The sequence below is a fragment of the Sphingobacterium humi genome (assembly GCF_009768885.1).
In the GTDB taxonomy this organism is placed as follows: domain Bacteria; phylum Bacteroidota; class Bacteroidia; order Sphingobacteriales; family Sphingobacteriaceae; genus Sphingobacterium; species Sphingobacterium humi.
In genome coordinates this window covers 219893-243672 of record NZ_WSQA01000004.1, presented here as the reverse complement: position 1 = coordinate 243672, position 23780 = coordinate 219893, and the positions used below count along the sequence as shown (strand labels likewise).

Here is a 23780-nt window from a genome sequence, read left to right as displayed (position 1 = left end):
GCATAGAAATATAGATTTATGAACTTAGATAAAACGATTCTACAACGATATGCCCAAGGTAATTGTACGCCTGAAGAACAAGGTTTGGTGGAATCGTGGTTCGATGGATACAAACCCCATGAAGAGCTGAGTCCGCAGGAGCTGCTAAGCCTATTGGACTCCTTGGATAAGAAAGTGCGGCAAGAGCCGAAGGTACGTCGCTGGAACTGGAAGCCTATGCTTGCTGCGGCGAGTATATTGCTTTTGGGGGCATTTGCATTTTATTTCTTCAGCCAACAACAAAGCAGCGAGGAGGTGTTGAATCAATTGGCCAAATACGAGGCGCCCACTTCCAGCAACGCAATCTTGGTCCTGGAAAATCAGCAGGAATATAACCTAGACAGCTTGAAGCAGGGCGATACCTTGCAAACCACGCAATACTTGATTACGAAATTGCCAGGTGGTGAGCTGAAATATGTGCTGCGTGAGGGAGAAACGCAGGTGGTTTACAATACCGTGCGCACCAAGCAAGGCGGAACGGCAAGCCTAGTGCTATCTGACGGTACTAAAGTGTGGTTAAATGTAAACTCTGAAATTACCTATCCGGTTCAGTTTGCTGCGGATTCTAGAGAGATTGCCCTGAAGGGGGAAGGCTATTTTGAAGTGGAGCAACAGCGCAGGAATGGCGCGCGGGTACCTTTTTATGTGCGTGGCGAGCAGGAGACCATTAGCGTGTTAGGAACAAAATTCAACGCCAACTATGCCAAGCAAGGGGAAACCGCCTTGCTGGAAGGCAAGGTGGCTATAGCCCGAGGCAGCCGCGAGCAGGCCTTGGAAGCCCTTGATTTTAAGGTGCAACTGGCACCCAATCAGGTGTATGCCAGCGGCAAGCTGCAGGTGTCTGAAGATATTACGCAATACATCGATTGGAAAGAGGGCTATTTTTACTTGAATGAACAGCGCCTGGATCGTATTGCTGAAAAACTGTCGTCTTGGTATGGGGTGGATATTGAAGTGGATCCTGCTATTCAAGGGAGCCTGCTCTTTGGCCGCATCAGCCGACAAAAAAGTCTGAAGGAGGTGCTGGAAGTAATTTCCGCCGTTATACCTATGGAATTTGAATTTCAGGAGGAAAAACTAGCCCTCAAAAAAATAATTTAAAATTTTAAAGGACATTCCGATCCTTCAGCCGTTTACCCTGTAAAGCTTTTCCGCTGAAGGATATTTTTCTGACTCTTTGTGAGCAAACTGCCAATGGATAACCCTGATCACGTTATAATCCCATGGCGTAGATTAGGAGAGTTTGGAATCGATAGATTTCTAAGGAATAGCTATACCTAAGAACCATTAATTACTAACAAAAATTAAATTTATGAAAGGTAAAAAACGCCTGAATGGATCATTCAAGTTTCGTGGCTCCTGTGTCTCGAAACTACGGAGGTATTCCATGCTGTTTTTCAATTGCTTCGTACTTTCTTTTGTTTCTTTTTCTGCTTTTGCACAGGCTGTAAGCCTGTCGGAATCCAACGCTAAAATGAGCGTGGTATTGGAGAAATTAAGAAAACAAACGCAAAGTGATTTGGTCGGGGAACTCGCCTTGCTGCAGCGAACAACACCCGTTACGATTAAAGTGAATAATAAAGACATTAACGAGGTATTGCAGGAATTGTCGAGAAACCAACCTATTTATTTTATTTTTCGAAACAATACCATCATTGTGCAACCTAAGGCTCGTGAAAGAGCAGGGCAACGCACGATTCATGCAACGGCGAATCAATCGCAAGAGACCTACCCCCTGCGCGGTATAATTACCGATGAGCAAGGGAAGGGGATTGCTGGTGTAAATATTCAAAATGTGGAGAATGGCCGTTCGCTGGGATATTCGCAAGCAAACGGAACCTTCATGGTGGAAGTAACAGCACAGCAAGCACTGCGTATTTCCATGGTAGGCTATGAATCGCAAACGATCGATGTAGCAGGCCGCCGGGAAATCCGCGTCGCCTTAAAAGCAACCAAGACGGAAATTGAAGAAACGGTGGTAACTGGCTATACCAGCACCCGTCGGGAGAACTTTACCGGAGCGGCAACCACCGTAACCCGTAAGGAATTGGAGAAGTTCAACACTGGAAATATTTTCTCTTTACTGCAAGCATTAGATCCTTCTTTTAAAGTAGATGAACGCGTAAATGCGGGTTCCAATCCAAATGCGATGCCCGAAATTAATATTCGTGGGGTATCCAGCGTTGGAGCTTATGCCGTGAATGCGCCTTTGGTTATTTTAGATGGTTTTGAAGTAGGCCTGTCGACCTTATATGACCTAGATGTAAACCGCGTAGAGACTATTTCCATCTTAAAAGATGCCAGCTCAACCAGTTTGTATGGTTCTCGTGGCGGGAATGGGGTAATCGTTATTGAAACGCGCTTGCCTAAGGACGGGAAATTTACCGTGACCTACGATATAAGACCTTCCAGCTCTATTGTGGATTTGTCGGATTATAACCTCATGAATGCTGCTGAAAAGCTAGAATACGAGCAGTTGGCAGGGATTTACAAAGCGGATGCAAGTACCCCAGAATGGGAAAATATGGAGCAGGAATTTTATGATAACCTGTATAACCACCGCTTAAAGAATGTGCTTTCGGGCGTGGATACCTATTGGTTAAAGCAACCTGTGCGGAATACTTTCTCCGTTGGACATAGTATCCGGATGGAAGGGGGAGGAAACGATGTGCGGTATAGTTTAGAAGGGAATTACTCGGACTTCAAAGGGGTGATGAAAGAATCTGGTAGAACACGTGGTGGAGCTTCTTTTAATTTAATCTACCGCATTCCGAATGTGATTACTTTTCGTAATGTGGCCACATATCAATATACAAAAGCTTATAACAGCCCCTATGGCAATTTTTCTACCTATACGAACCTAAACCCTTATGAACGTATTTTCGATGATAACGGAAATTATGTGATTCGATTTTCTGAATTAGGTCCCTTTTATACCTTTGGCGATGTTCTTTTTAATCCCTTGTATAATGCGCAATTGGGACATAAGGATGAAAATAAAACCCATTATATCGCCAATAATATTTCCTTAGAGTGGTTTGTGAATCCGAATTTTACTGTTCGGGCAAAAGCAGCCATCTCGAGGACGATCGATAATTTCGATACCTATACATCGCCTTTTAATACCAAGTTTTATAATCAAACCGATCCTTTGAAACGGGGGTCTTATGCTTTGGGCGATTCAACCCGCTCGGCTTATGAAGGCCGTCTGGAATTACAGTATAGTAAGCAATTGGGAAAACACCAGTTCAATGCCAGCGGTATTGGAGAAATGCGTTCTTCTAATATTCTCGGTAATTCCCATATGCTGACCGGTTATATTGATGATCGGTTTATGACGCCGCAAATGGCGCTTTCCTATCAGCAAAACTCCTTGCCGGAGTCCAAATCTATTCCTGTTCGGGAACTGGGCTTAATCGGAAACTTTTACTATACCTACGATAACCGCTATAACCTTAGTGTGACAGGAAGAACAGATGGGGCTTCCATCTATGGACCGGAGAATCGATTTGCCTCCTTCTGGAGTACCGGTTTATCCTACAATATTCATAATGAAAAATGGTTTAATACCGAATATATCAATCGCTTACGCTTGTTTGCCAACGTGGGAACCAGCAGTACCGTAAGTAATTTTAATGCCGGCATGGTGAATTCGGCTTTCGAGTTTCTCAGTGGTATCTATTACAATAATCAATATGCGGCACTTATGGTAAGCCAGGGAAATCCGGCCGTGCGTTGGCCCGAGCAAAAGCAATGGAGTTATGGTGCCGACTTTTCCTTGTTTCAAAACCTGATTAATCTAAACTTATCTTATTACAATCGGGTAACCAATCGTATGATCTCCAGCATTACCGTAGCGCCTTCTTTTGGTTTTCCGAAGAACTCCTTCTTCGCCAACCTGGGGAAAGCAAGTAACAAGGGCTTCGAGGCCATGGCGAATATTCGGATGATGGAAAGAACGGAAGATCAGATGTCCTGGTACCTGACTTTGGGAGCCGTGCAAAACCGTAGTAAACTCTTATCTATATCGAATGAATTACGCGAGTTAAATGAGTCCTTGATTTCTACAGATGCCAATGGTAATGTCATTAAGCCTTCAACCTATTATGAGGAAGGGCAGTCGCTGAATATTATTCGTGCGGTTCCTTCGTTGGGGATCGATCCGGCAACGGGAAAAGAAATGTATAGAACCCTAAACGGCGATGTGACCTATTCTTGGAACGCCAATGATCAGGTTGTGGTGGGAAATAGGGAGGCCAGGCTATATGGTAATTTAGGAACCTCTTTTAACTATAAGGGCTTTTCGGTTCAAGTAATTGGTAACTATTCTTTAGGTGGCGATCAGTTCAATGAGACCCTTATGAATAAGATTGAGAATAATAACCCTTATTTCAATGCCGATAAGCGTATTCTGGAAGAGCGCTGGCGCCAACCGGGAGACATTGCCGAGTATAAATCGATTGCCGATAGAACGACAACCCAGATATCAAGTCGCTTTATTCAACGGGAGAACTACTTAAGGCTCTCGGCCATCAATTTAAACTACAACTTCGGCATGAAGACGCTGGAAAGACTGCGCTTGCAACGCTTAAAGCTGAACTTCTCTATGAATGATGCCCTGCGATTGAGTAATGTGGCCATGGAAAGAGGGATTTCGTATCCCTATGCCCGCGAATATAATTTAGGTGTAATGATTCAATTCTAAGTCATGAAAAAATTAGTATTAAGTATAATAACCGTGTTGTTGCTTTCGGGATGTGAGAAATTCCTGAATGTGAACCCCGTAAATAAAGCCTACGAATCTGAATTGTTTAACGATCGATCTGGATTCGAATCTGCCCTGGCAGGAATTTATGCAGGATTAAATACCGAACCAATGTATGGAAAGGATTTGAAATATGGGTTTTTAGAAACGATGGTCGGCTCTTACAATAGCTTGAGTTCCTCTCACTATTATTACCGGTCTTTTCGCCATGAATTTGGTTATCAAAACCCGATTTTAGCATCCAATAACATATGGTATGCCTCTTATCAGATTATCAATCAAGGGAATATTATGATGAGTCATGTGGATAATCTTCCTAAAAATCTCGACTATAAGCTGATAAAAGGGGAGATTCTAGGGATACGGGCCTTCGTTCACCTGCAACTTTTAAAGCTGTTCGGTCCTGTCATCTCCCAAGAAGGAGGAGGGGCTTTAGCTATTCCTTATCGCAATAAGATTGATTTTAAAGCAACGAAGTTCGGAACTGCCGATGAGGTCATTCAACTTATTCAGACTGATTTGGCAGAGGCTAGAGCATTATTGGAAGAAGATCCAATCCGCACGCAACCTCGTTCGATTAATCAAAACCAATATGCTTACGAGAAGTACAATAGCTTAATTGATAATCGGGGAGTGCGCATGAATTATTATACCATTCTTGCATTACAAGCATTAACAGCGCAATGGGGTGGAGATATGCCGAAAGCACGTGCTTTTGCTGAAGAGCTTATTCAAGAGTTAGAGGGGAGAACAAATTCAATCCATTTGGCTACACCGGCAGAATTGGCGTCCGATTTGAACAAACGCATGCCTATGGAATCGTTGTTTTCCTTACTGAATCAAAACTTATTGACTTACAATCAATCTGTGAATGCGCCGGTGGAAGATACACGATCTTCTTCTACATCGCCCTTATTGTTTGTAAACTATAATTACCTATTGAACAATCTTTATAATGTTGCTGGTCAAGGCTCCTTAAACGATTACAGGTTGGTCAACTGGTTCTCCCGCTCTGCCAACTCTCAAACCGTATGGAAGCTGGTTAAATATCACTTTAACTCGACCTACTTGTTCACTAATCCATCCTTCAAAGTTTATTTTGAGAACAAGATTCTTGGGCTCCATCAGATTTACATGGTTGCCGCTGAAGAGTATGCCGATAGTAATCCGCAAAAAGCAATCGATTATTTGAATAAGGTGCGGAACTCCAGAAATATATCGACCAATATTATCTATGATGCCAATAAAACTAGCCAGGTTATTAAGGACCTTGTCTTCGATGAAATCCGGAAGGAAAATATCGGGGAAGGGATGTTGATTTCAGAATATAAAAGGCTTTTTAAACCTATTCATCGCTCCACTGCGGTACAGCCTAAGGTAGAGATCTTTAAACTTCCGATACCTACAGATGAGCAATTGTACAACCCTCAAAATTAAGAAAATGAAAAGACTGTTATTACTTACCATCAGCTTTCTTATGCTAGCGGGCTGTAAACAAAATGACTTGATAGACTTTAATGTCGAGGATGCTTACATCAGCTTTGCATTACCCGACAAGTCCAATAGACCCAAAGAGCCCTTTTTAGACAGTACCTACTATAGTTTTGCTACCGATACGGCCATTGGTATTCAATCGAAGGTATTAGCCATTCCTATGCATGTAGGAGGGGTCGCCAGCAATCAGGCTAGAACGTATTCCGTGGAAATTGATCCGAGTTCCGATTACAATCCGGCCTTGGTATCCCTTTCGGAGCCTGTTATTCGTGCTGACCATTATGCTGATACCTTATTCCTGACCATTAAGCGTGGCGAGGAATTATTGACCAAAGAGATGACCTTGCTCCTTAAGTTGAAAGAAAATGAAAACTTTAAGGTGGGACATAGCTACAATAGGGAATTGAAAATTGTGTTTAGCGATGTGTTGGTGGAGCCGGTTTGGTGGGCCACGTGGCAACGGTATTTAGGCCCATATTATAAGGAAGTGCTGCAGCAATGGATGCAGGTATATTACTTCGGTGCCGATATGTCGCCAGATTTATATACCGGAGCCCCAGGGCCTATTTACTATTGGAATAATATGCCTGGCTCAGCAACAGCTTCTTGGTACCCGATTACCTTTATGTATATCGGTGTGTTGAAAAAATATTTTGAAGATCATGTAGTTTATCCGAACGGAGATGCCTCCGAGGAAAGAATCCTACTTCCTTAATGCCTAACAAATGAAAACATTAAAATATATTCTATTTATCCTCATCATCGGATTGCTAAGTGCCTGTTCCAAGGACCTCGGTAATTACGATTATAAAGATGTCAATGAGATCATCATCGGCGGATTAAAAGAAGGTGACCATAATACCGATCGGATTTATGACTTAGCCTTTAGAGATACGTTAATCTTGAACCCTACCTTTCATGCAACCATTGAAGGGGCAGATATAAGCGATTTGACCTATAGCTGGAAAGTAAAAGGTGAGGTGGTGTCTGAGAAAAAGGACTTCTTCTATATCGCGAACAAAGATTATGGAAGATTAAACGCAGAGTTTGTTGTAACGAATCAAAAAACAGGGTTAAAATCAAACTACAACTTCTTTGTGAATGTGATTAATCCTTATAAGCTGGGCTATTATGTACTGGCGAAAGATGCGAGTAATAATTCCTTGTTGTATTGTAAGTCGAGTATCCGTGTAAAGCCTCAATTTGAGGAAGTGAAATTGCCGAATATTGACTTAGGGAAGAATCCTGTGAATATTGGAGGCACCAGGCAATATGGAAGTTCGTCTACCGATTACTTTAATAACTTGGTTATTGGGGTGCAACATGCAGAGTATCCGGTCATCATGATTGATTCTCGGGAGTTTATTCCAAGTCTGCTTTACAATTCGAAAAGTTTTGTTGGCGATCAGACGAACTTTGCATTCGAACCTACTGATGTTATTATGGATAAGTATTCCACCGTTATTTATACGGTAAGTGGCGGCAAGATGTATGTGTTGCAAGATGGTGCAATTGGGCTACCTGCCTTATACAACGATGCGAAAGACTACCAAATCCCTAAAGGAGGCCTAGGAGGAAATAACAATAACTCCCGTTATTTCTTCAGCTTCTATGATGCAAAGAATAAGCAGATTAGGTTAATCGATATTGGCGCGCTTTCCAATGTGCCGTATAATTTTACGGTGTCTAATGATCAATTAACAGACCCTGCAAAGTATCCAAACCAGACGTTTGTAGCTTCGCAATTAGCTAGTATTTCTTCTGCTATCAAATTTGTATACCTCATGCGCGAAGGGAATAACTTATTTGCCTATATGTCGGGCTACAGTTCCGATTATAAGGCTAATTCTTTCGATCGTATTGCGACAGGAACTATCCCGGGTGATGGCACGATCGGGTTTGCTTACTTCGAAACCGGCGATAATTTCTGGTACCTAGCAAATGAGAAAACGGTATATCGGGCTTCTTACTTAGGATTGGAATTCCAGAAGTACTTCAGCCTGCCGAGTGATGCTCCAGGTCACATCACCAAGTACAAGAAAGCAAATGGAAAGCTGATGGTTGCTACCTATGACCCTTCCTTCGCTGGAGCGAAAAAAGGATCGGTATACATTTTTAATGAAGCAACCATGCAGTTAGAACAAGCTCTTCCCCACAGTGTAGAGGAGGTTGTGGATATCCATGTTGGAAACTAAGACAGTTATAAGGTTATGAATATTAGAAAAATAACATTTTTAGGGCTGATGGTCTTTCCTTTTGCCAGTATGGCGCAAAGCCAGCCCACCTTTGAATTACAAGGGAAAAATATAAAGAATACAAAAAAGGTATATGTTATGCACTATTCCTATGCGGATGGTTCGCAGGTAGTCGATTCTGCGAACGTAGTGAATGGCAGTTTTACCCTAAAGAAGGAATTTGGCGGCCCGGCTTATGCCGGTATATTACTGCGTGAGAATTTGCGCCAAGGCAGTCGAGGTGATTTCTGGTTTTTTCTGAATCCGGGTAAAACAGTTGTCGATTTTAAGGATAGTCCGAAAGTGGTGGATGGCGATGCTGCTACTAAGCAGTACATGGCCTATCAGGAAGAAATGGATAAAAGTAGGTCGGTATTCCGGTCTGAGGAATACAGGGCGAAGCGTAAAGAGATTGATAGCTTGAGTGCTAAGGTCAAAGCTTTACAGACCTCCTTGCTAGAAACCTATGGAAACCCGATGGAAGGTAGCCGGAAGGTAAAATTAGACTTCATCCAGAATCATCCAGATAATGGCTTAAGCCTAGTATTCTTAGAAGACATGGCCGGTTCCAAACCCGACGTAGACGTCATTGCCCCGCTATTGCATAGCCTTTCTCCAGCGATACAAGATTCTTATCGTGGCAAGCGCTTAGCCAATCTCCTCAAGGGGATGGGCCTTGTAGAGGGTGCTAAGGCGATAGATTTTACGCAGGCGGATACCCAAGGGAAGCCGATTAAGCTATCCGATTTCCGGGGGAAATATGTCTTGATTGATTTCTGGGCATCCTGGTGTGTGCCTTGTCGGCAAGAGAATCCTAATCTGGTAAAAGCCTATGCGGCATACAAGTCCAAGAACTTCGAAATCCTGGCTGTGTCCTTAGATAATAAGAAGGAAAACTGGTTGAAAGCTATTGAAGATGATAAGCTAAGCTGGGTACATGTCTCCGATTTAAAAGGTTGGGATAATACCGTGGCCGGGGCTTATGCTATCCGTGCGGTGCCCAATAACTACCTCATCGATCCAAACGGTATTATTATCGCCAGGAATCTACGTGGGGAGGCCTTGGAAGCTGCCTTGGCGAAGTATTTAAACTAACGAATTTCTTTGTTTGTTGTTTAGTTTTATAGCTAAGCAAAAGCCCGGCATTTTGCCGGGCTTTTTAATTTTTAATCTGCTATTTCCATGGCGAACAAGCTGGCCAAATGCGCTTTAAGCTTGTTTTTTACCTCTGTGATATCCACGGGATGGCCGAGTTCGCGCTCCATGGAGGTCACGTCTTTATCGTCGATGCCACAAGGCACAATATTCCCGAAGTAGTTTAAATCGGCATTCACGTTAAAGGCAAAACCATGCATGGTTACCCATCGGGATGCTCGTACGCCCATGGCGCAAATCTTACGTGCTTTATCATTATCCGCATCAAGCCATACCCCGGTAAATCCCGGATAGCGACCGGCCTCAATGCCATAGTCTGCTAGGGTTAAGATAATCGCTTCTTCCAACGTGCGCAGGTATAAATGGATGTCGGTAAAGAAGTTATCCAGATCTAAAATCGGATAGCCTACAATTTGTCCTGGCCCGTGGTAGGTGATATCTCCACCGCGGTTAATTTTATAGAACGTGGCATTTTTCTCCTTTAAGCCAGCTTCATCCAGCAGGAGGTATTCCATGTGTCCGCTTTTCCCCAGGGTATATACATGGGGGTGTTCGGTAAAAATAAGGTAGTTAGGGGTTTCCGTTGTTGTCTGGTTTACCCGATTATCATGCTTTATGGCGAGGGTTTTCGCAAAGATAGACTCCTGTCTGTCCCAGGCTTCCTGATAGTCTACCAGGCCCCAATCCATAAACTGCACTTTTTTATTCTGCATGTTATTCGCTTCGAACTCCTGATTCGATTAATATAAAAGATTGTTATACGGATAGCGTGCGTTATGCATCTTAACGACGATTTCGTATACCTTTTGTTTAAATTCTTCGACGTTTGTTTTGTTTGTCGCGGAGATAAAGATGGCCGGATCGGCATTTTTCGCCATCCATGAATTCCGGAAATCATTTAATGTCACTTTTACTTCCTCGCCATCCTCATCCACTTCCACCGGCGCTTTATATGCGTCAATTTTGTTGAATACGGTAATGGTCGGTTTATCGACGGCGCCAATATCCTTCAATGTTTCATTCACTGCGCGGATATGATCTTCAAAATAAGGGTGCGAAATATCCACCACATGAATCAGCACATCGGCTTCGCGAACCTCATCGAGTGTCGATTTAAAACACTCCACCAAGTGATGCGGTAGTTTTCGGATAAACCCTACCGTATCGGAAAGTAGAAAGGGTAGATTATCGATTACGACTTTGCGTACCGTGGTATCCAAGGTTGCGAAAAGCTTGTTTTCGATCAATACATCCGACTTGGAGATCATATTCATGATGGTCGATTTCCCCACGTTAGTATAGCCCACCAAGGCCACGCGGATCATCTCGCCGCGGTTCTTGCGTTGGGTTTCATTCTGTTTGTCGATGTTTTTCAAGCGATCTTTCAACAAGGAGATTTTATTTAAAATCATCCGTCTATCGCTCTCAATCTGGCTTTCCCCAGGACCACGCATCCCGATACCCCCACGCTGCCGTTCCAAGTGAGTCCACATGCGTGTCAGGCGCGGTAATAGGTATTGCAATTGCGCCAGTTCCACCTGTGTTTTAGCTTGCGCAGTTTTTGCGTGCTTTGCAAAGATGTCCAAAATCAAGTTGGAGCGGTCCAGTACTTTTATTTCGAAGTATTTCTCGATATTCCTTAATTGCGATGGGGAGAGTTCATCATCGAAGACCACCATATCGATCTCTTCGGCTTTGATATACTCTTTAATCTCATCGAGTTTACCGCTTCCCACGAAGGTTGCTCGATCTGGGAAGTGCAGTTTCTGTGTAAAAATTCCTTTGGTTATCCCACCTGCCGTGCTTACCAAAAACTCCAACTCTTCCAAGTATTCTTTTGCAGTTTGGTCGGACACGTCCGGGGTAATGACACTGACCAAAACGGCAGTCTCAGGTTTTAATGCTGTATCGTATATTTTTGTTCTCGCCATGTATGTTTTTCTTGTATGATGTGCGGCTTCATCTGCGCCGCAGCCATCCTTGTTATTTATAGAACAAGGATACAAAGGTAAGGTTTTTAAGATATTTTGTCCCAAGAAATCGCTGCGCCTCTTTGGTTTAGGAACTGAACCAACAGGTGGTTTTCCGGACTGGCCAAATTCGGGTCTTCCTGGAAGATCTGGATTACCCGTTGTCGGGCCTCACTGAGTAGCGCCTGATCCTTAGCCAAGTCGGCGATTTTCATCTCCAGAATCCCCGATTGCTGGGTTCCAGACAGGTCGCCCGGCCCGCGCAATTGCAGGTCTACCTCTGCAATTTCAAAGCCATCGTTCGTTTGCACCATGGTTTCTAATCGGGTTCGGCCTTCCTTGCTGAGTTTATTGCTCGACATCAGGATACAATAGGACTGCTCGGCACCCCGGCCCACACGGCCCCGCAGCTGGTGCAGTTGCGATAATCCGAAGCGTTCGGCATTCTCAATCACCATCACCGAAGCATTCGGCACATTCACGCCCACCTCAATTACCGTGGTGGCCACCATAATTTGCGTTTGCCCTTTCACGAAGCGTTGCATTTCGAAATCCTTGTCTTTTACGCTCATTTTGCCATGCACAATACTGATGTGGTATTGCGGCATAGGGAATTCGCGTAACAAGCCTTCCAGCCCGGCCTCCAGGTACAAGAGGTCCATTTTCTCCGACTCCTTAATTAAGGGATACACGATATAGATCTGGCGTCCTTTGGCAATCTCCTCGCGCATAAAGCCAAACACCCGCAGGCGTTTATTTTCGAAGAAGTGCACGGTTTTAATCGGTTTACGGCCGGCCGGCAACTCATCGATTACCGAAATATCCAGGTCGCCATACATGGTCATGGCTAGCGTCCTTGGAATAGGCGTGGCCGTCATCACCAGCATATGCGGAGGTATCAGGTTTTTACGCCAAAGCTTCGCGCGTTGTTCCACACCAAAGCGGTGCTGCTCATCAATCACCACAAAGCCAATGTTTTTAAACTTTACTTTATCCTCAATAAGCGCATGTGTGCCTATCAATATATCGAGGCTGCCGTCTTCCAATTCCTGATGAATGATGCGGCGCGCTTTTGCAGGCGTCGATCCTGTCAATAATTTTACGCTACAGATAGCATCGCCCAGTAATTCTTTTAGCCCATTATAATGTTGGGTCGCCAGAATTTCGGTCGGCGCCATCATGCAGGCTTGGTAGCCGTTGTCAATCGCCAAAAGCATGCTCATCAAGGCTACCACTGTTTTTCCAGAGCCTACATCGCCCTGCACCAAACGGTTCATTTGGGCACCGGTATTGGTGTCCAGCCTAATTTCTTTAATCACGCGTTTCTGCGCGTTGGTTAAGGGGAAGGGCAGGCGTTGCGTAAAGAATTTATTGAATTTCTCGCCCACCTCGCCAAAGCGATGGCCTTTATATTTCTTGGTATTGAGTTGTTTGTTCCGAAGGAGTCGCAGTTGGATAAAGAACAGCTCTTCAAATTTGAAGCGCCGGATAGCAGCCTGCATCAATTGTTCATTTTCCGGGAAATGAATCGATACCAATGCTTGGGCAAAGGGCATTAATTCATGTGCCTGCAAGATATAAGGCGGCAGCGGATCGTTTAACGTACGGTAAACGGTAGCAATGGCGACTTCCTGTAATTTTTGTAAGCCTTTGCTATCCAGATTAAACTTCTTCAGCTTCTCAGTGGATGAATAAACCGGCTGCATGCGCATATTTCCGATGCGTTTTTCTGCTTTTTGGTAAAGCTCCATTTCCGGATGGGTAATAGATAGGATGCCATTAAATTCGCTGGGCTTCCCGTAAATAATATAGGGGGCACCCACCGTCAGGCTTTTTTTTAGCCAGCTTAAGCTTTGAAACCACACCAGCTCCATGCTGCCTGTGTCATCTTTAAATTGACCGACCAGACGTTTTCCCTTTTTTTCGCCTACTTCTTTTAGGCTGATCAATCGGCCCAATACCTGTGCCCCATGCATATCGGGATGCAATTGACGAATCTTAAGAAATTGGGTTTTATCGATATACCGAAAGGGGTAATGCTGCAGCAGGTCGCCGATTGTAAAAATCTGCAACTCCTTCTGGAGCAGGTCGGCCTTTTGTGGGCCAACCCCTTTTAAATAAGCGATTGGGGTTACGAGGGATAATTCTACCATGCCTGAACGTTACTAAATTACTAAAAAACCCGCATGGCAACAAAAAAGAAAAAAAGCTATCCATACTCTGAAATGAATAGCTTTTTGAATGTAGTCTCAACAATTATGCTGCGCTATAGGGCTATAGGCAGACTTTTATAGTATAAAAATGGGGTCAAATTTATTGTATGGTGGTCCCGCCGTCTACGGCCAGGTTCACACCAGAGATGTAGCGCGCTTCATCGGAGGCCAAAAACAAGGCTGCCTGCGCAATATCCATCGCTGTTCCATAATCTTGCAGGGGAATAATACCCTTAAAGTGGGCTAGCACCTGCGGATTGTTTAAATGGGTTTCGCTCATGGGGGTCATAATATAGCCCGGATTAATGGCGTTTACCCGAATCTTCATCTTCCCGAATTCTACCGCGGCGGCCCGTGTAATGGCCGAAACGCCACCTTTAGAAGCCGTGTAGGCGCCAGGGCCGGCCATGCCGGTCAATGCTGCAATGGAAGAGATATTTACGATGCTACCGCCTTTTTCTTGCATCGCTTGCAGCACACTCTGCATGCCTAGCATCACGCTATTGATATTGATATCGAAGGCTTTTTTCCAATGTTGTTCGGTTTGCTCTTCAAAGGGTGTAGGCAAAGATATTCCCGCATTATTAATCAGGATATCAATCCCACCGAAAGCCGCTAAGGTTTGTGGAACAACCTCGTTAAACCAAGTTTCACGACTGGAAACATCGTGCTGTATTGCTATCGCTTCGCCACCCGTTTGTTTAATGCCGTCGATCAAGTGGTTCAGTTTCTCCACCTGAATGTCGGTTGCCACCACTTTTGCTCCTTCTTGGGCAAAAAGCTTGGCCATGGCTTCTCCCATTCCGGAAGCCGCTCCTGTGATAATAGCTACTTTGTTTTTTAATCTCATGGTTTTCAAGGTATAGATGCTTGTTCCTTTTAGCTAAAGCAAAGTTCCACGTAAAACCCCGCTTAAAAAATGATAGTGGTTACCTTAAGAAAGGATAGATTTCATTTTTCATGGGGCTTTCGGCTTTGCCTCTAACTAAACAACAGAATGGCCTTCAGGTTTTTAAAGGCCATAAAATTTCATAAAAAAAGCGGCGTAAATGCACGCCGCTTCCCTAGTTTTTTATCAATACTTAGGCTTTCCAAGCGATAACCGATATCTCTACATTCACCTCTTTCGGTAATGTTTTAACCGCAACACACTCACGTGCGGGTTGATTATCTTTGAAATAGCTGGCATAAACCTCATTTACGGTTGCGAAGTAATCCATGCTGCTTAAGAAGATGCTTGTTTTTACGACATCTTCAAAACCGTAACCTGCATTTTTTAAAATGGCCTCCACATTTTTCAAAACTTGATGGGCCTCATCAGCAACGCCTGTGGTAATCAATTCCATGGTTTCAGGAATCAATGGAATCTGTCCGGAAACATATAAGGTTTTATCGGCTTTAATGGCTTGATTATACGGTCCAATGGCTGCTGGCGCCTTATCGGTATTGAGGATTTCTTTTTGTGACATGATTTTTTATGTATTGGGTATATGAATAATAATATGTTGCATATAGCAAGACTAAGATACAATTCGACGTTTGTATTTTCAATAAAAATTGAACAATGCCTATATTGCAACATGAACGGAAACCTAGCCTTAACCAATGGCCGCATTTTCACCGAATATGATTCCTGGGACGATCGTGCGCTATTAATTGCAGATGGATTTATTGTGGATGTAGTACCCGCTGATGCGATACCCGAGGGGTATACGCAGGTAAACGCACAGGGGGGAACTATTTGTCCCGGCTTAATTGATTTGCAGATTTACGGGTCAGGTGATGATCTTTTTTCTGCCGAGTTGAGCAAAGAATCCCTGCATCGTATCGATCAACGGTTATTAAAACAGGGCTGTACGTCCTGGATGCCTACTTTAGCGACCAATACCCCTGCAGTATTTAAAGAAGCCATTGCGGTTTTTCAGGATGCACAATCGCCCGTCGCCTTGGGTTTGCACCTGGAAGGTCCCTTTTTGAACCCCGCAAAGCGAGGTGCCCATCCTGCCGAATTGATTATTCAAGCAGATGTAGAACTCTTGACTGATTTATTAGCCGAGCAAGATGTGGTTAAAATCATGACCATTGCACCAGAGCTTATGCAGGCAGATTGTATTGCCTATTTATTGGAAAAAGGGATAAAACTTACTGCAGGGCATAGTACGGCGACGTTTGCGGAGGCCAACCGAGCATTTGATCAGGGTGTAACTATGGTTACGCATCTTTGGAATGCGATGTCGGCTTTTCATCACCGTGAAGTGGGGCTTCCGGGTGCGGCTATGTTACACGATAAAGCCAGCGCCTCCATCATTGTTGATGGTATTCATGTCGATTATGAGGCGGTGAAAGTTTCTAAGGAAATGATGGCTGAGCGTTTGTTTCTGATTACGGATGCGGTGGCTTCTTGTCAAAAAGGAATCTACCAACATATCCTCAACCAAGATCATTATACCCTACCTGATGGAACCCTTTCCGGCTCGGCCCTCAGCTTATTGCAGGCGGTGAAAAACTGTGTGCAGCAGGTGGGCATAGACCTGGCTGAGGCCTTGCGCATGGCCACGCTGTATCCTGCACGTTTGATCGATCGCCAAGATATCGGGAACCTACGCCCGGGCAGTCGTGCCAATGTGTTGGTTTTTAATGAAGACTTTGAAGTGCAACAGGTTGTTTTTCAGGGCGAACTGCTGGATTAATGCATAACGAATAGGTTACAATTTGAATTAACGCATATAAAAACCTTAATTTTGTACGTTAAGATTGCGAATATGATGAGAAGATTTTTAAGTCTTTGTGTGGTTTCCATGCTTGTTTTTACGGTTTTATCCTGCGGTTCGAAGAATAAACGCAGTAAGGCGATGAAGCAAGCGCAGACGGAAATATCCGCAGAGTCGCAGGTGGCCAATCCTGCAACGGAGGCTGCGCCTGTAGAAACAGTGCCGGCCAAGAAGGTGGAACAAAAAGCCCAGAAGGTTGCGGAAAAAGAAAAACCAAAACCTGTTTTTAAAGCGAATTTGCCGCAAGTTCCACGTGAATTTCGTGCCGCTTGGGTAGCAACAGTTGCCAATATCAACTGGCCTTCCAAAAACAACCTGAGTACAGAACAACAGAAACAAGAAGCCATTAAGTTGTTGGATATGTTGAAGGATAACAATTTTAATGCTGTTATTTTTCAGGTACGTCCATCCGCCGATGCGCTTTATAATTCGCCTTACGAGCCCTGGTCGTATTTCCTGACCGGCGAAATCGGCAAGGCGCCTTCCCCCTATTACGATCCTTTGGAGTTTTGGGTAGCCGAAGCACATAAAAGAGGCTTAGAGCTGCACGTTTGGTTGAACCCTTACCGTGCACATCATTCCAATGGTGGTACCGTAACTTCGGCCTCCATGGTTAGAAAGGAAGCGGATAATGTGGTGCGCCTTCGCAACGGGATGTATTGGTTCGACCCTTCCAGTCAGCAAACCCAAGATCATGCTGCCAATGTGGTCCGCGATATTGTGAAACGCTATGACATTGATGGGGTACACTTCGATGATTATTTCTACCCTTATGCCACTTATAACGGTGGTGCCGATTTCCCGGACGATAAAACCTGGAATGCTTACCGGAAGGAAGGTGGAAACTTAAGCCGTGGCGACTGGCGTAGAGCTAATGTGAACAAATTTATTAAACGTGTTTACACTGAAATCAAAGCAGAAAAACCGTTTGTAAAATTTGGTTTAAGTCCATTTGGTATCTGGAAGCCGGGTTATCCGGCAGGAATTACCGGTTCTTCGCAGTATGATGAATTATATGCAGATGCGAAGCTCTGGTTGAACGAAGGTTGGATAGATTATTTTACGCCACAATTGTATTGGCCAATCGATCCGCCAAAACAAAGCTTCACCACTTTATTGAAATGGTGGCAATCGGAAAACAAGCATAACCGCCATTTATGGCCTGGCTTGAATACCGTTGAAGTGCGCTCGCCTAACAGAGTTGAAGAAATCAAACGTCAGATTGCGGTAACCCGTGAGGTAACCCCGAACAGTGTTGGTGCGGTACACTGGAGTATCGCCGGATTGACCAAGAACCCGGGTATGCTACGTTCCTTATTAGAAGGGCCGTATAGCCAACCGGCTTTGGTGCCTGCTTCTCCTTGGTTAGCCTCCAATCATTTGTTGAAACCTACCCTGTTGTTGACTAAACAGCCGAGCAGCATTTTTGCAAAATGGTTAACCAAACAGCCGGAACAAGTGTTTAAATGGGTGGCTTATGCACGTTATGGCGATCATTGGGATGTGAAAATCCTTGATGGCCCACAAACCGAAATCAGTTTCCCGAAAACAAAAGAAGGGCAAAAGTTAAATGCAATTGCCGTAAAACCAATTGACCGTCTTGGAAATGAAGGCGACTATATTGGTGAAAACATTGAAGAATAGGTAGCTCTGCTACGTTGCTATAACCTCGGCCATAAACGGCCGAGGTTTTTTTATGCCTCATGCTGAGCCGCTTCCGAACATCCATAGGTCTGTCCATTTTCCTTTCTCTTTCCTTGTCCTTGCTCTCCCCATGCATAGCTCTTTTGTATGGGGCTTGATACGGGTTTGATACGGGGTTGAAAGGGGAGTGAAAGGGATCTGAACGGTCGAAATACTGAATAGATTTGGTAGGAATAACCAATGATTATTCCGTTATGCTTCCATTTGCCCGAAGGAAGTTTGTTAAAGAATTTTACAAAGATGATTACGAATGTTACAAAGTAACGCCTTTGTTACAATAAGGTGTACAATATACACTAACCTGGACCGGGTTTTTCGGGTAAAATTCCCTCATTTCGATACTAAGGCTCGATTTTAAGGAATTATTCCCTTCGGTCTTTGACTTATTAATTTCTGCTTTATGCATGTTTCATTTTACATTTTGCTAAAAGTGACGCGTATTACGCTAACGTTTGCTTGAAAATGCATTATTTCTTTTATTTTTACAGGGTTAAACATCGAAACATCTACTTAATAGCGTCAAATCACTTATTAATGAAACAATTCTTGCTACATACGGCACTTCTTGGTGTTCTATTGACAAATAGCTGCGGTACTACGTCGAAAGCTCCTGCTAAACAGGAAGTGACGGAGGAGAAACCGCAGAACCCTGCAAATCTTATTGTGCCCGGTGCAGATCAATTAGCGAGCTACTTGCCCCTGCTAAAAGGGAAGAAAGTAGGCATTATGGGTAACCAAACTTCCGTAGTAGGCCCCGAGAACGAGCATTTATTGGATGTACTGTTGCGTGAAAAAGTGGATTTAAGATTTGGGTTTGCGCCCGAGCATGGCTTTCGCGGCAATATCGAGCGTGGCGAGAAGGTGAGCAACGATGTGGATGCGAAAACCGGATTGCCATTATTTACCTTATATGGCGGAAATGAAAAGCAGGATTCTATTGTTAAATCGGTAGATGTGATGCTTTTTGACCTGCAGGATGTGGGTGCCCGTTTCTATACTTACATTACTTCCTTGCACCGTGTGATGGAATTATGTGCCAAGCACAATAAAGAGCTGATCGTATTGGATCGTCCGAACCCATGTGGCGATCAGGTGGATGGGCCGGTCCGCAAGGATGATAAATTTAAATCGAACGTTTCTTACCATAAAATCGCTATGGTGCACGGGTTGACTGTGGGCGAATTGGCGAAAATGATTAACGGTGAAAAATGGTTGGAAGATGGTAAGCAATGCAAGCTAACCGTGGTGCCGGTTCAAAATTGGGATCATGGCAAGATGTATGAGTTGCCGGTAATTCCTTCACCAAGCTTGCCGAACCACCTTTCAGTGCGTCTATATGCGTCTTTATGTCTTTTTGAAGGCACGGAGATTTCCGTAGGTCGCGGAACCGATTGGCCTTTCCAAGTGGTAGGCTATAACAATCCTGTTTATGGCGATTTTACCTATACCCCGGGCGAGAAAGCCGGTATGGTAAAACATGTGGAAGGAAAAGGCGAGCAGCTGTATGGTTTAGACCTTCGGGAGCTGGATGCAGACAAACAACAATTTACCTTAAAATATATTCTTCATTTCTACAATAAAATGCCGGATAAATCGAAATTCTTCACCCGTGCGGAGTTTTTTGATAAGCTAGCTGGAACCGACCAATTGCGTAAACAAATTATCGCCGGAAAAAGCGAAGATGAAATTCGTAAGAGTTGGGCGCCAGAATTGAAAGCATACAAAGAAATGCGTAAAAAATATTTAATCTACCCTGATTTCAAGTGAAAAACAGGCAAATGGCTCAAATTCTAGTTTGAGCCTTATTGCTTTAATTATGCATCAAAAACAATTAAAAACGCATAATCAATTATTATATCAGGTAATTATAGTTAATTTAGCGTCGGTTTCTTCATGTTTATACTTGAGTATGCCGGATTATGATAAATCAAATTATTAATTTTTAATCGATAAGCAATGCGAAGACTTCTACTCTTTTCTCTCGCTCTAGGCTTAACCATGCCGTCATATGCCTCTTTCAATAAAGGCAATACTGCAGGTAACCTACGAAAACAGGCAAGCTGGACGAATGCTTCCTCAGTTCTTCAAAATACGGTACAGGGAACCGTTAGAGGAACAGATGGAACAATCGCTGGTGCCACTGTAACGGTAATCGGTACGACAACCACGACGGTTACAGATTCTAATGGTAAGTTTACCATCAATGCGCCCGTGGGTGCTAAATTACGGATCTCCTTTGTGGGCTACGATTCCAAAGAGGTTGCCGTAACGGGAAGTACCGTGAATGTGACCTTGGATGAAACAAGCGATCAGCTGGACGAAGTGGTAGTCGTAGGATATGGTACCCAGAAGAAAGAACACTTAACCGGTGCGGTTTCTTCGGTGAATGTTGAAAAAGTAATGGGTAGCCGCCCTATTCCTGACGCAGGTCGTGGATTGCAGGGTGCTGTTCCCGGATTATCCGTGGTTATTCCTTCCGGTGAGGTAGGTTCTGACCCGATTATGAAAATCCGTGGTCAGGTGGCCTCGATTCAAGGAAGCTCAACGCCGCTAATTTTGGTGGATAACGTGGAGATCCCCAGCATCAACATGGTGAACCCGAACGATATTGAAACCATTTCGGTATTAAAAGATGCGGCTTCATCCTCTATTTATGGTGCCAAAGCGGCATTCGGCGTGGTGTTGATTACCACTAAAAAAGGAGCGAAGACCGATTCACATACCATTACCTATTCCAATAACCTGTCTTTACAGTCGCCATTTAAACCGGTAGATGTTGCCGGTATCGATGGTTTGGAATATACCCTAGAAGCCCACGAAAACATGAAGGCTTCCGGTCCTGCCGGTGGTTTCTGGCGTGTTGACCGCGAAAGCTTTGAGAAAATTAAAGAGTGGCAACAGAAATGGGGTGGCGTTGTAGGTAACCAAGATCCTGTTTTATACGGTCGTGACTGGTATTACAAAGGGAACGAGAAATTTGGTTTACGTATTTACGACCCTGCCGACCTGATGGTGAAGGATAATGCCTTTTCGCACCTGCATAACTTAAGCTTAAACGGTAAGACAGGGAACACGACTTACAATATCGGAGCTGGTTATTTAGGACAACAAGGGATGATGAAACCCGCCAAGCATGACGATTTTACGCGTTATAATGCGACGGTTAGTGTGTCGACCAAATTAAATGATTTCTTAACGGTTCGTGGAGGGGCGATGTACTCCGATGGTACGAAGCGTTATGCCAACTCGGCAACCGGATTCGGGGCTGACCCTTGGTTATACCTATACCGCTGGTCGCGTTTATTCCCGATTGGAGTAACCGAGCAAGGTCAGGAATTCCGTGACCCGTATACCGATACGAAAAAAGCACATACCGGTTATAAAACCGAGCGCTATACCAACTTGAACTTAGGAACCACCATCGATATTATGGATGGTTGGGATATCAAGGCGGATTATGCGTATAGTACAGAAAATAATAGCCGTAAATCATCTTTACCAACCATGACCGGTAGAACACACTGGTACCAACCTGTTGTTTGGAACGATGAAAACGGAAATCGCGTGTATGTAGATGAAAATGGTATTCCTACCGATAACGGTGGAATGGAAGGTTGGGAATTTCCGGAAGAAAATTATATCAAAAAGGAAACTTCTAACGTATACCGTTACAACTTATTCTCTAAGCGCCATACCTTCAATGCTTTTACAACCTATAATACCAAATTAGAAGGTGGGCATGATTTGAAATTTATGGCCGGTACTAACGTTGTCGCATTTTTATGGGAAAACGAGTCCTTGCGTAGAACAAACTTAATCAACAACGATAACCCGCAGTTTAATTATGCAACGGGTGTTCAGGAGAACAGTGCAGATACCAACTGGGATTCACAAGCTGGTTTCTTCGGTAGAGCGAACTACGCCTATAAAGATAAATACTTATTTGAAGCTAACTTACGTTACGATGGAACCTCGAAATTCCCTTCTAACCTAAGATGGAGATGGTATCCTTCGGTTTCTGCAGGATGGGTAGTGAGCAATGAAAGCTTTATGCAAGACATTTCCAATGTCTTAAGTTTCGCCAAATTACGCGGTTCATGGGGTAGCATTGGTGACCAATCGGTGCCAAATAGCTTATACGTTCCAACGATGGATCTTGACCGTTATTCTTGGTTAGATGGTTCTGGCCTTCCTTTCTATGAATTAGGAACCCCAGGCAACGTTCGTCCGGATATTTCATGGCAAGATATTGAACACTTAAACGTAGGTGCCGACTTCCGTTTCTTTAATAAAGTAGGTTTAGTGGTGGAATGGTTTGAACGTAAAACCAACCACATGATTATTCCGGGTGAAGCCCTTCCAAATACGGCAGGCGCGAGTGCTGCTCAAGGAAACTTCGGTAACTTAAGAACCCGTGGATGGGAGATTAACTTGGATTATCAACACCGTTTCGACAATGGTTTAGGCCTTACGGTAAATGCGAACTTAGCGGATGCGGTAACCATGATTACCAAAGGTACCGATTGGAATACCGCTTGGGATGATCGTCGTTTATCTACTTCCTATTCTACAGGTAGAAGATACGGTGATATCTATGGCTATGTAACCGATCGTTTGTACCAGAAAGATGATTTCGTATATGATGCAAGTGGTAACCACGAAAAAGTAACCATCATTCACGAAGGAAATGCAAAAGTAACCAATAAGTTGGCGGGTGATAACCCTGTTTACCAAACCTTCTTTGAAGATGGTAATGGCATTATGATCATGAGCCCGGGTGATGTGAAGTTTGTGGATGTGAATGGCGATGGTTATATCACTTCTGGAAATAGCACCAACGGCGATCCGGGTGACCGTGTTGTAATCGGTAACTCAACGCCACGTTATGAATATGGTTTCCGTTTGGGTGCCGACTGGAAAGGCATCGATGTAGGCGTGTTCTTACAAGGTGTTGGTAAGCGTGAAATTTGGGGTGCTGGTCAGCTAGCGATTCCTGGTTTCCACGTAAAAGACGGTGCAATGCCACAAGCAATTGCGGGTGACTTCTGGAAAGAAGATCGTACTGATGCTTTCTACCCACGTGCTTGGAACTTAGGTGGAGCAAATGAGGGCTATGTGATGCGTCCGCAGACACGTTATCTCCTAGATATGTCGTACTTCAAAATCAAGAACATTACCGTGGGGTATAAACTTCCGGAAAATGCCTTGCGTTCGGTGTATTTGAAAAATGCGAGAATCTACGTTTCCTTAGAGAACTTCTTCACCTTCGACAACTTGAGAGGCTTGCCGATCGATCCGGAGACGATTTCTGGAAGTAATGCCACCCTTACTAGCGGTAACTATAACTTAGGCCGTACAGGTACTGGTGTTCCATCTTTCAAATCTGCATCCTTAGGTATCCAAATCGGGTTATAATTTAATACAGGAGAATTATT

General features: G+C 44.0%; 15 protein-coding genes. 10 read left to right on the top strand and 5 right to left on the bottom strand.

The window, feature by feature from the left end; genetic code table 11:
* Positions 1-18 precede the first annotated feature (18 nt).
* From GQF63_RS07100 to GQF63_RS07075, 6 genes are all read left to right on the top strand, one after another.
* Positions 19-1140 carry a FecR family protein gene (locus GQF63_RS07100; protein WP_160368516.1) on the top strand — a complete coding sequence of 374 codons (1122 nt, stop codon included), beginning with the start codon at positions 19-21 and terminating at the stop codon, positions 1138-1140.
* A 211-nt stretch (positions 1141-1351) separates the two neighbouring features.
* A complete protein-coding gene (locus GQF63_RS07095; protein ID WP_160368515.1) occupies positions 1352-4744 on the top strand; it encodes a SusC/RagA family TonB-linked outer membrane protein in 3393 nt (1130 codons plus the stop codon).
* Between the two features lie 3 nt (positions 4745-4747).
* Positions 4748-6241, top strand: a complete 1494-nt coding sequence (locus GQF63_RS07090) for a RagB/SusD family nutrient uptake outer membrane protein (RefSeq protein WP_160368514.1) — start codon at positions 4748-4750, stop codon at positions 6239-6241.
* 4 nt (positions 6242-6245) lie between these two features.
* Positions 6246-7013, top strand: a complete 768-nt coding sequence (locus tag GQF63_RS07085; RefSeq protein ID WP_160368513.1) for a DUF4843 domain-containing protein — start codon at positions 6246-6248, stop codon at positions 7011-7013.
* Between the two features lie 10 nt (positions 7014-7023).
* A complete protein-coding gene (locus GQF63_RS07080) occupies positions 7024-8493 on the top strand; it encodes a PKD-like family lipoprotein (protein WP_160368512.1) in 1470 nt (489 codons plus the stop codon).
* Between the two features lie 15 nt (positions 8494-8508).
* Positions 8509-9627 carry a TlpA disulfide reductase family protein gene (locus GQF63_RS07075; RefSeq protein ID WP_160368511.1) on the top strand — a complete coding sequence of 373 codons (1119 nt, stop codon included), beginning with the start codon at positions 8509-8511 and terminating at the stop codon, positions 9625-9627.
* 71 nt (positions 9628-9698) lie between these two features.
* Here GQF63_RS07075 and lipB read toward each other — a convergent pair whose 3' ends face one another.
* The 5 genes from lipB to GQF63_RS07050 form a co-directional block, all read right to left on the bottom strand.
* Positions 9699-10400 (bottom strand): lipoyl(octanoyl) transferase LipB, encoded by a 702-nt coding sequence (lipB, locus tag GQF63_RS07070; protein WP_160368510.1) that lies wholly within the window; start codon positions 10398-10400, stop codon positions 9699-9701.
* Between the two features lie 27 nt (positions 10401-10427).
* A complete protein-coding gene (hflX, locus tag GQF63_RS07065; RefSeq protein WP_160368509.1) occupies positions 10428-11618 on the bottom strand; it encodes a GTPase HflX in 1191 nt (396 codons plus the stop codon).
* Positions 11619-11704: 86 nt separating this feature from the next.
* Positions 11705-13810, bottom strand: a complete 2106-nt coding sequence (gene recG, locus GQF63_RS07060) for an ATP-dependent DNA helicase RecG (protein ID WP_160368508.1) — start codon at positions 13808-13810, stop codon at positions 11705-11707.
* A 160-nt stretch (positions 13811-13970) separates the two neighbouring features.
* On the bottom strand, positions 13971-14720 hold the full coding sequence (locus GQF63_RS07055) for an SDR family NAD(P)-dependent oxidoreductase (protein WP_160368507.1): 750 nt from the start codon (positions 14718-14720) through the stop codon (positions 13971-13973).
* A 232-nt stretch (positions 14721-14952) separates the two neighbouring features.
* Entirely contained in the window at positions 14953-15339 is a 387-nt protein-coding gene (locus GQF63_RS07050; RefSeq protein WP_160368506.1) for a RidA family protein, read from the bottom strand.
* A gap of 111 nt (positions 15340-15450) precedes the next feature.
* Here GQF63_RS07050 and nagA point away from each other — a divergent pair, with 111 nt between their 5' ends.
* From nagA to GQF63_RS07030, 4 genes are all read left to right on the top strand, one after another.
* Positions 15451-16560 carry an N-acetylglucosamine-6-phosphate deacetylase gene (nagA, locus tag GQF63_RS07045; protein WP_160368505.1) on the top strand — a complete coding sequence of 370 codons (1110 nt, stop codon included), beginning with the start codon at positions 15451-15453 and terminating at the stop codon, positions 16558-16560.
* Positions 16561-16632: 72 nt separating this feature from the next.
* The gene (locus GQF63_RS07040) at positions 16633-18285 is read left to right on the top strand and encodes a glycoside hydrolase family 10-like protein (RefSeq protein ID WP_160368504.1); all 1653 of its coding nucleotides are present in this window, start codon (positions 16633-16635) and stop codon (positions 18283-18285) included.
* Positions 18286-18879: 594 nt separating this feature from the next.
* Positions 18880-20112, top strand: coding sequence for an exo-beta-N-acetylmuramidase NamZ family protein (locus GQF63_RS07035; RefSeq protein ID WP_160368503.1), 1233 nt, complete (start codon positions 18880-18882; stop codon positions 20110-20112).
* A 189-nt stretch (positions 20113-20301) separates the two neighbouring features.
* Positions 20302-23760: a SusC/RagA family TonB-linked outer membrane protein gene (locus GQF63_RS07030; protein ID WP_160368502.1), complete on the top strand. Its 3459-nt coding sequence runs from the start codon at positions 20302-20304 to the stop codon at positions 23758-23760.
* Positions 23761-23780: the final 20 nt, after the last annotated feature.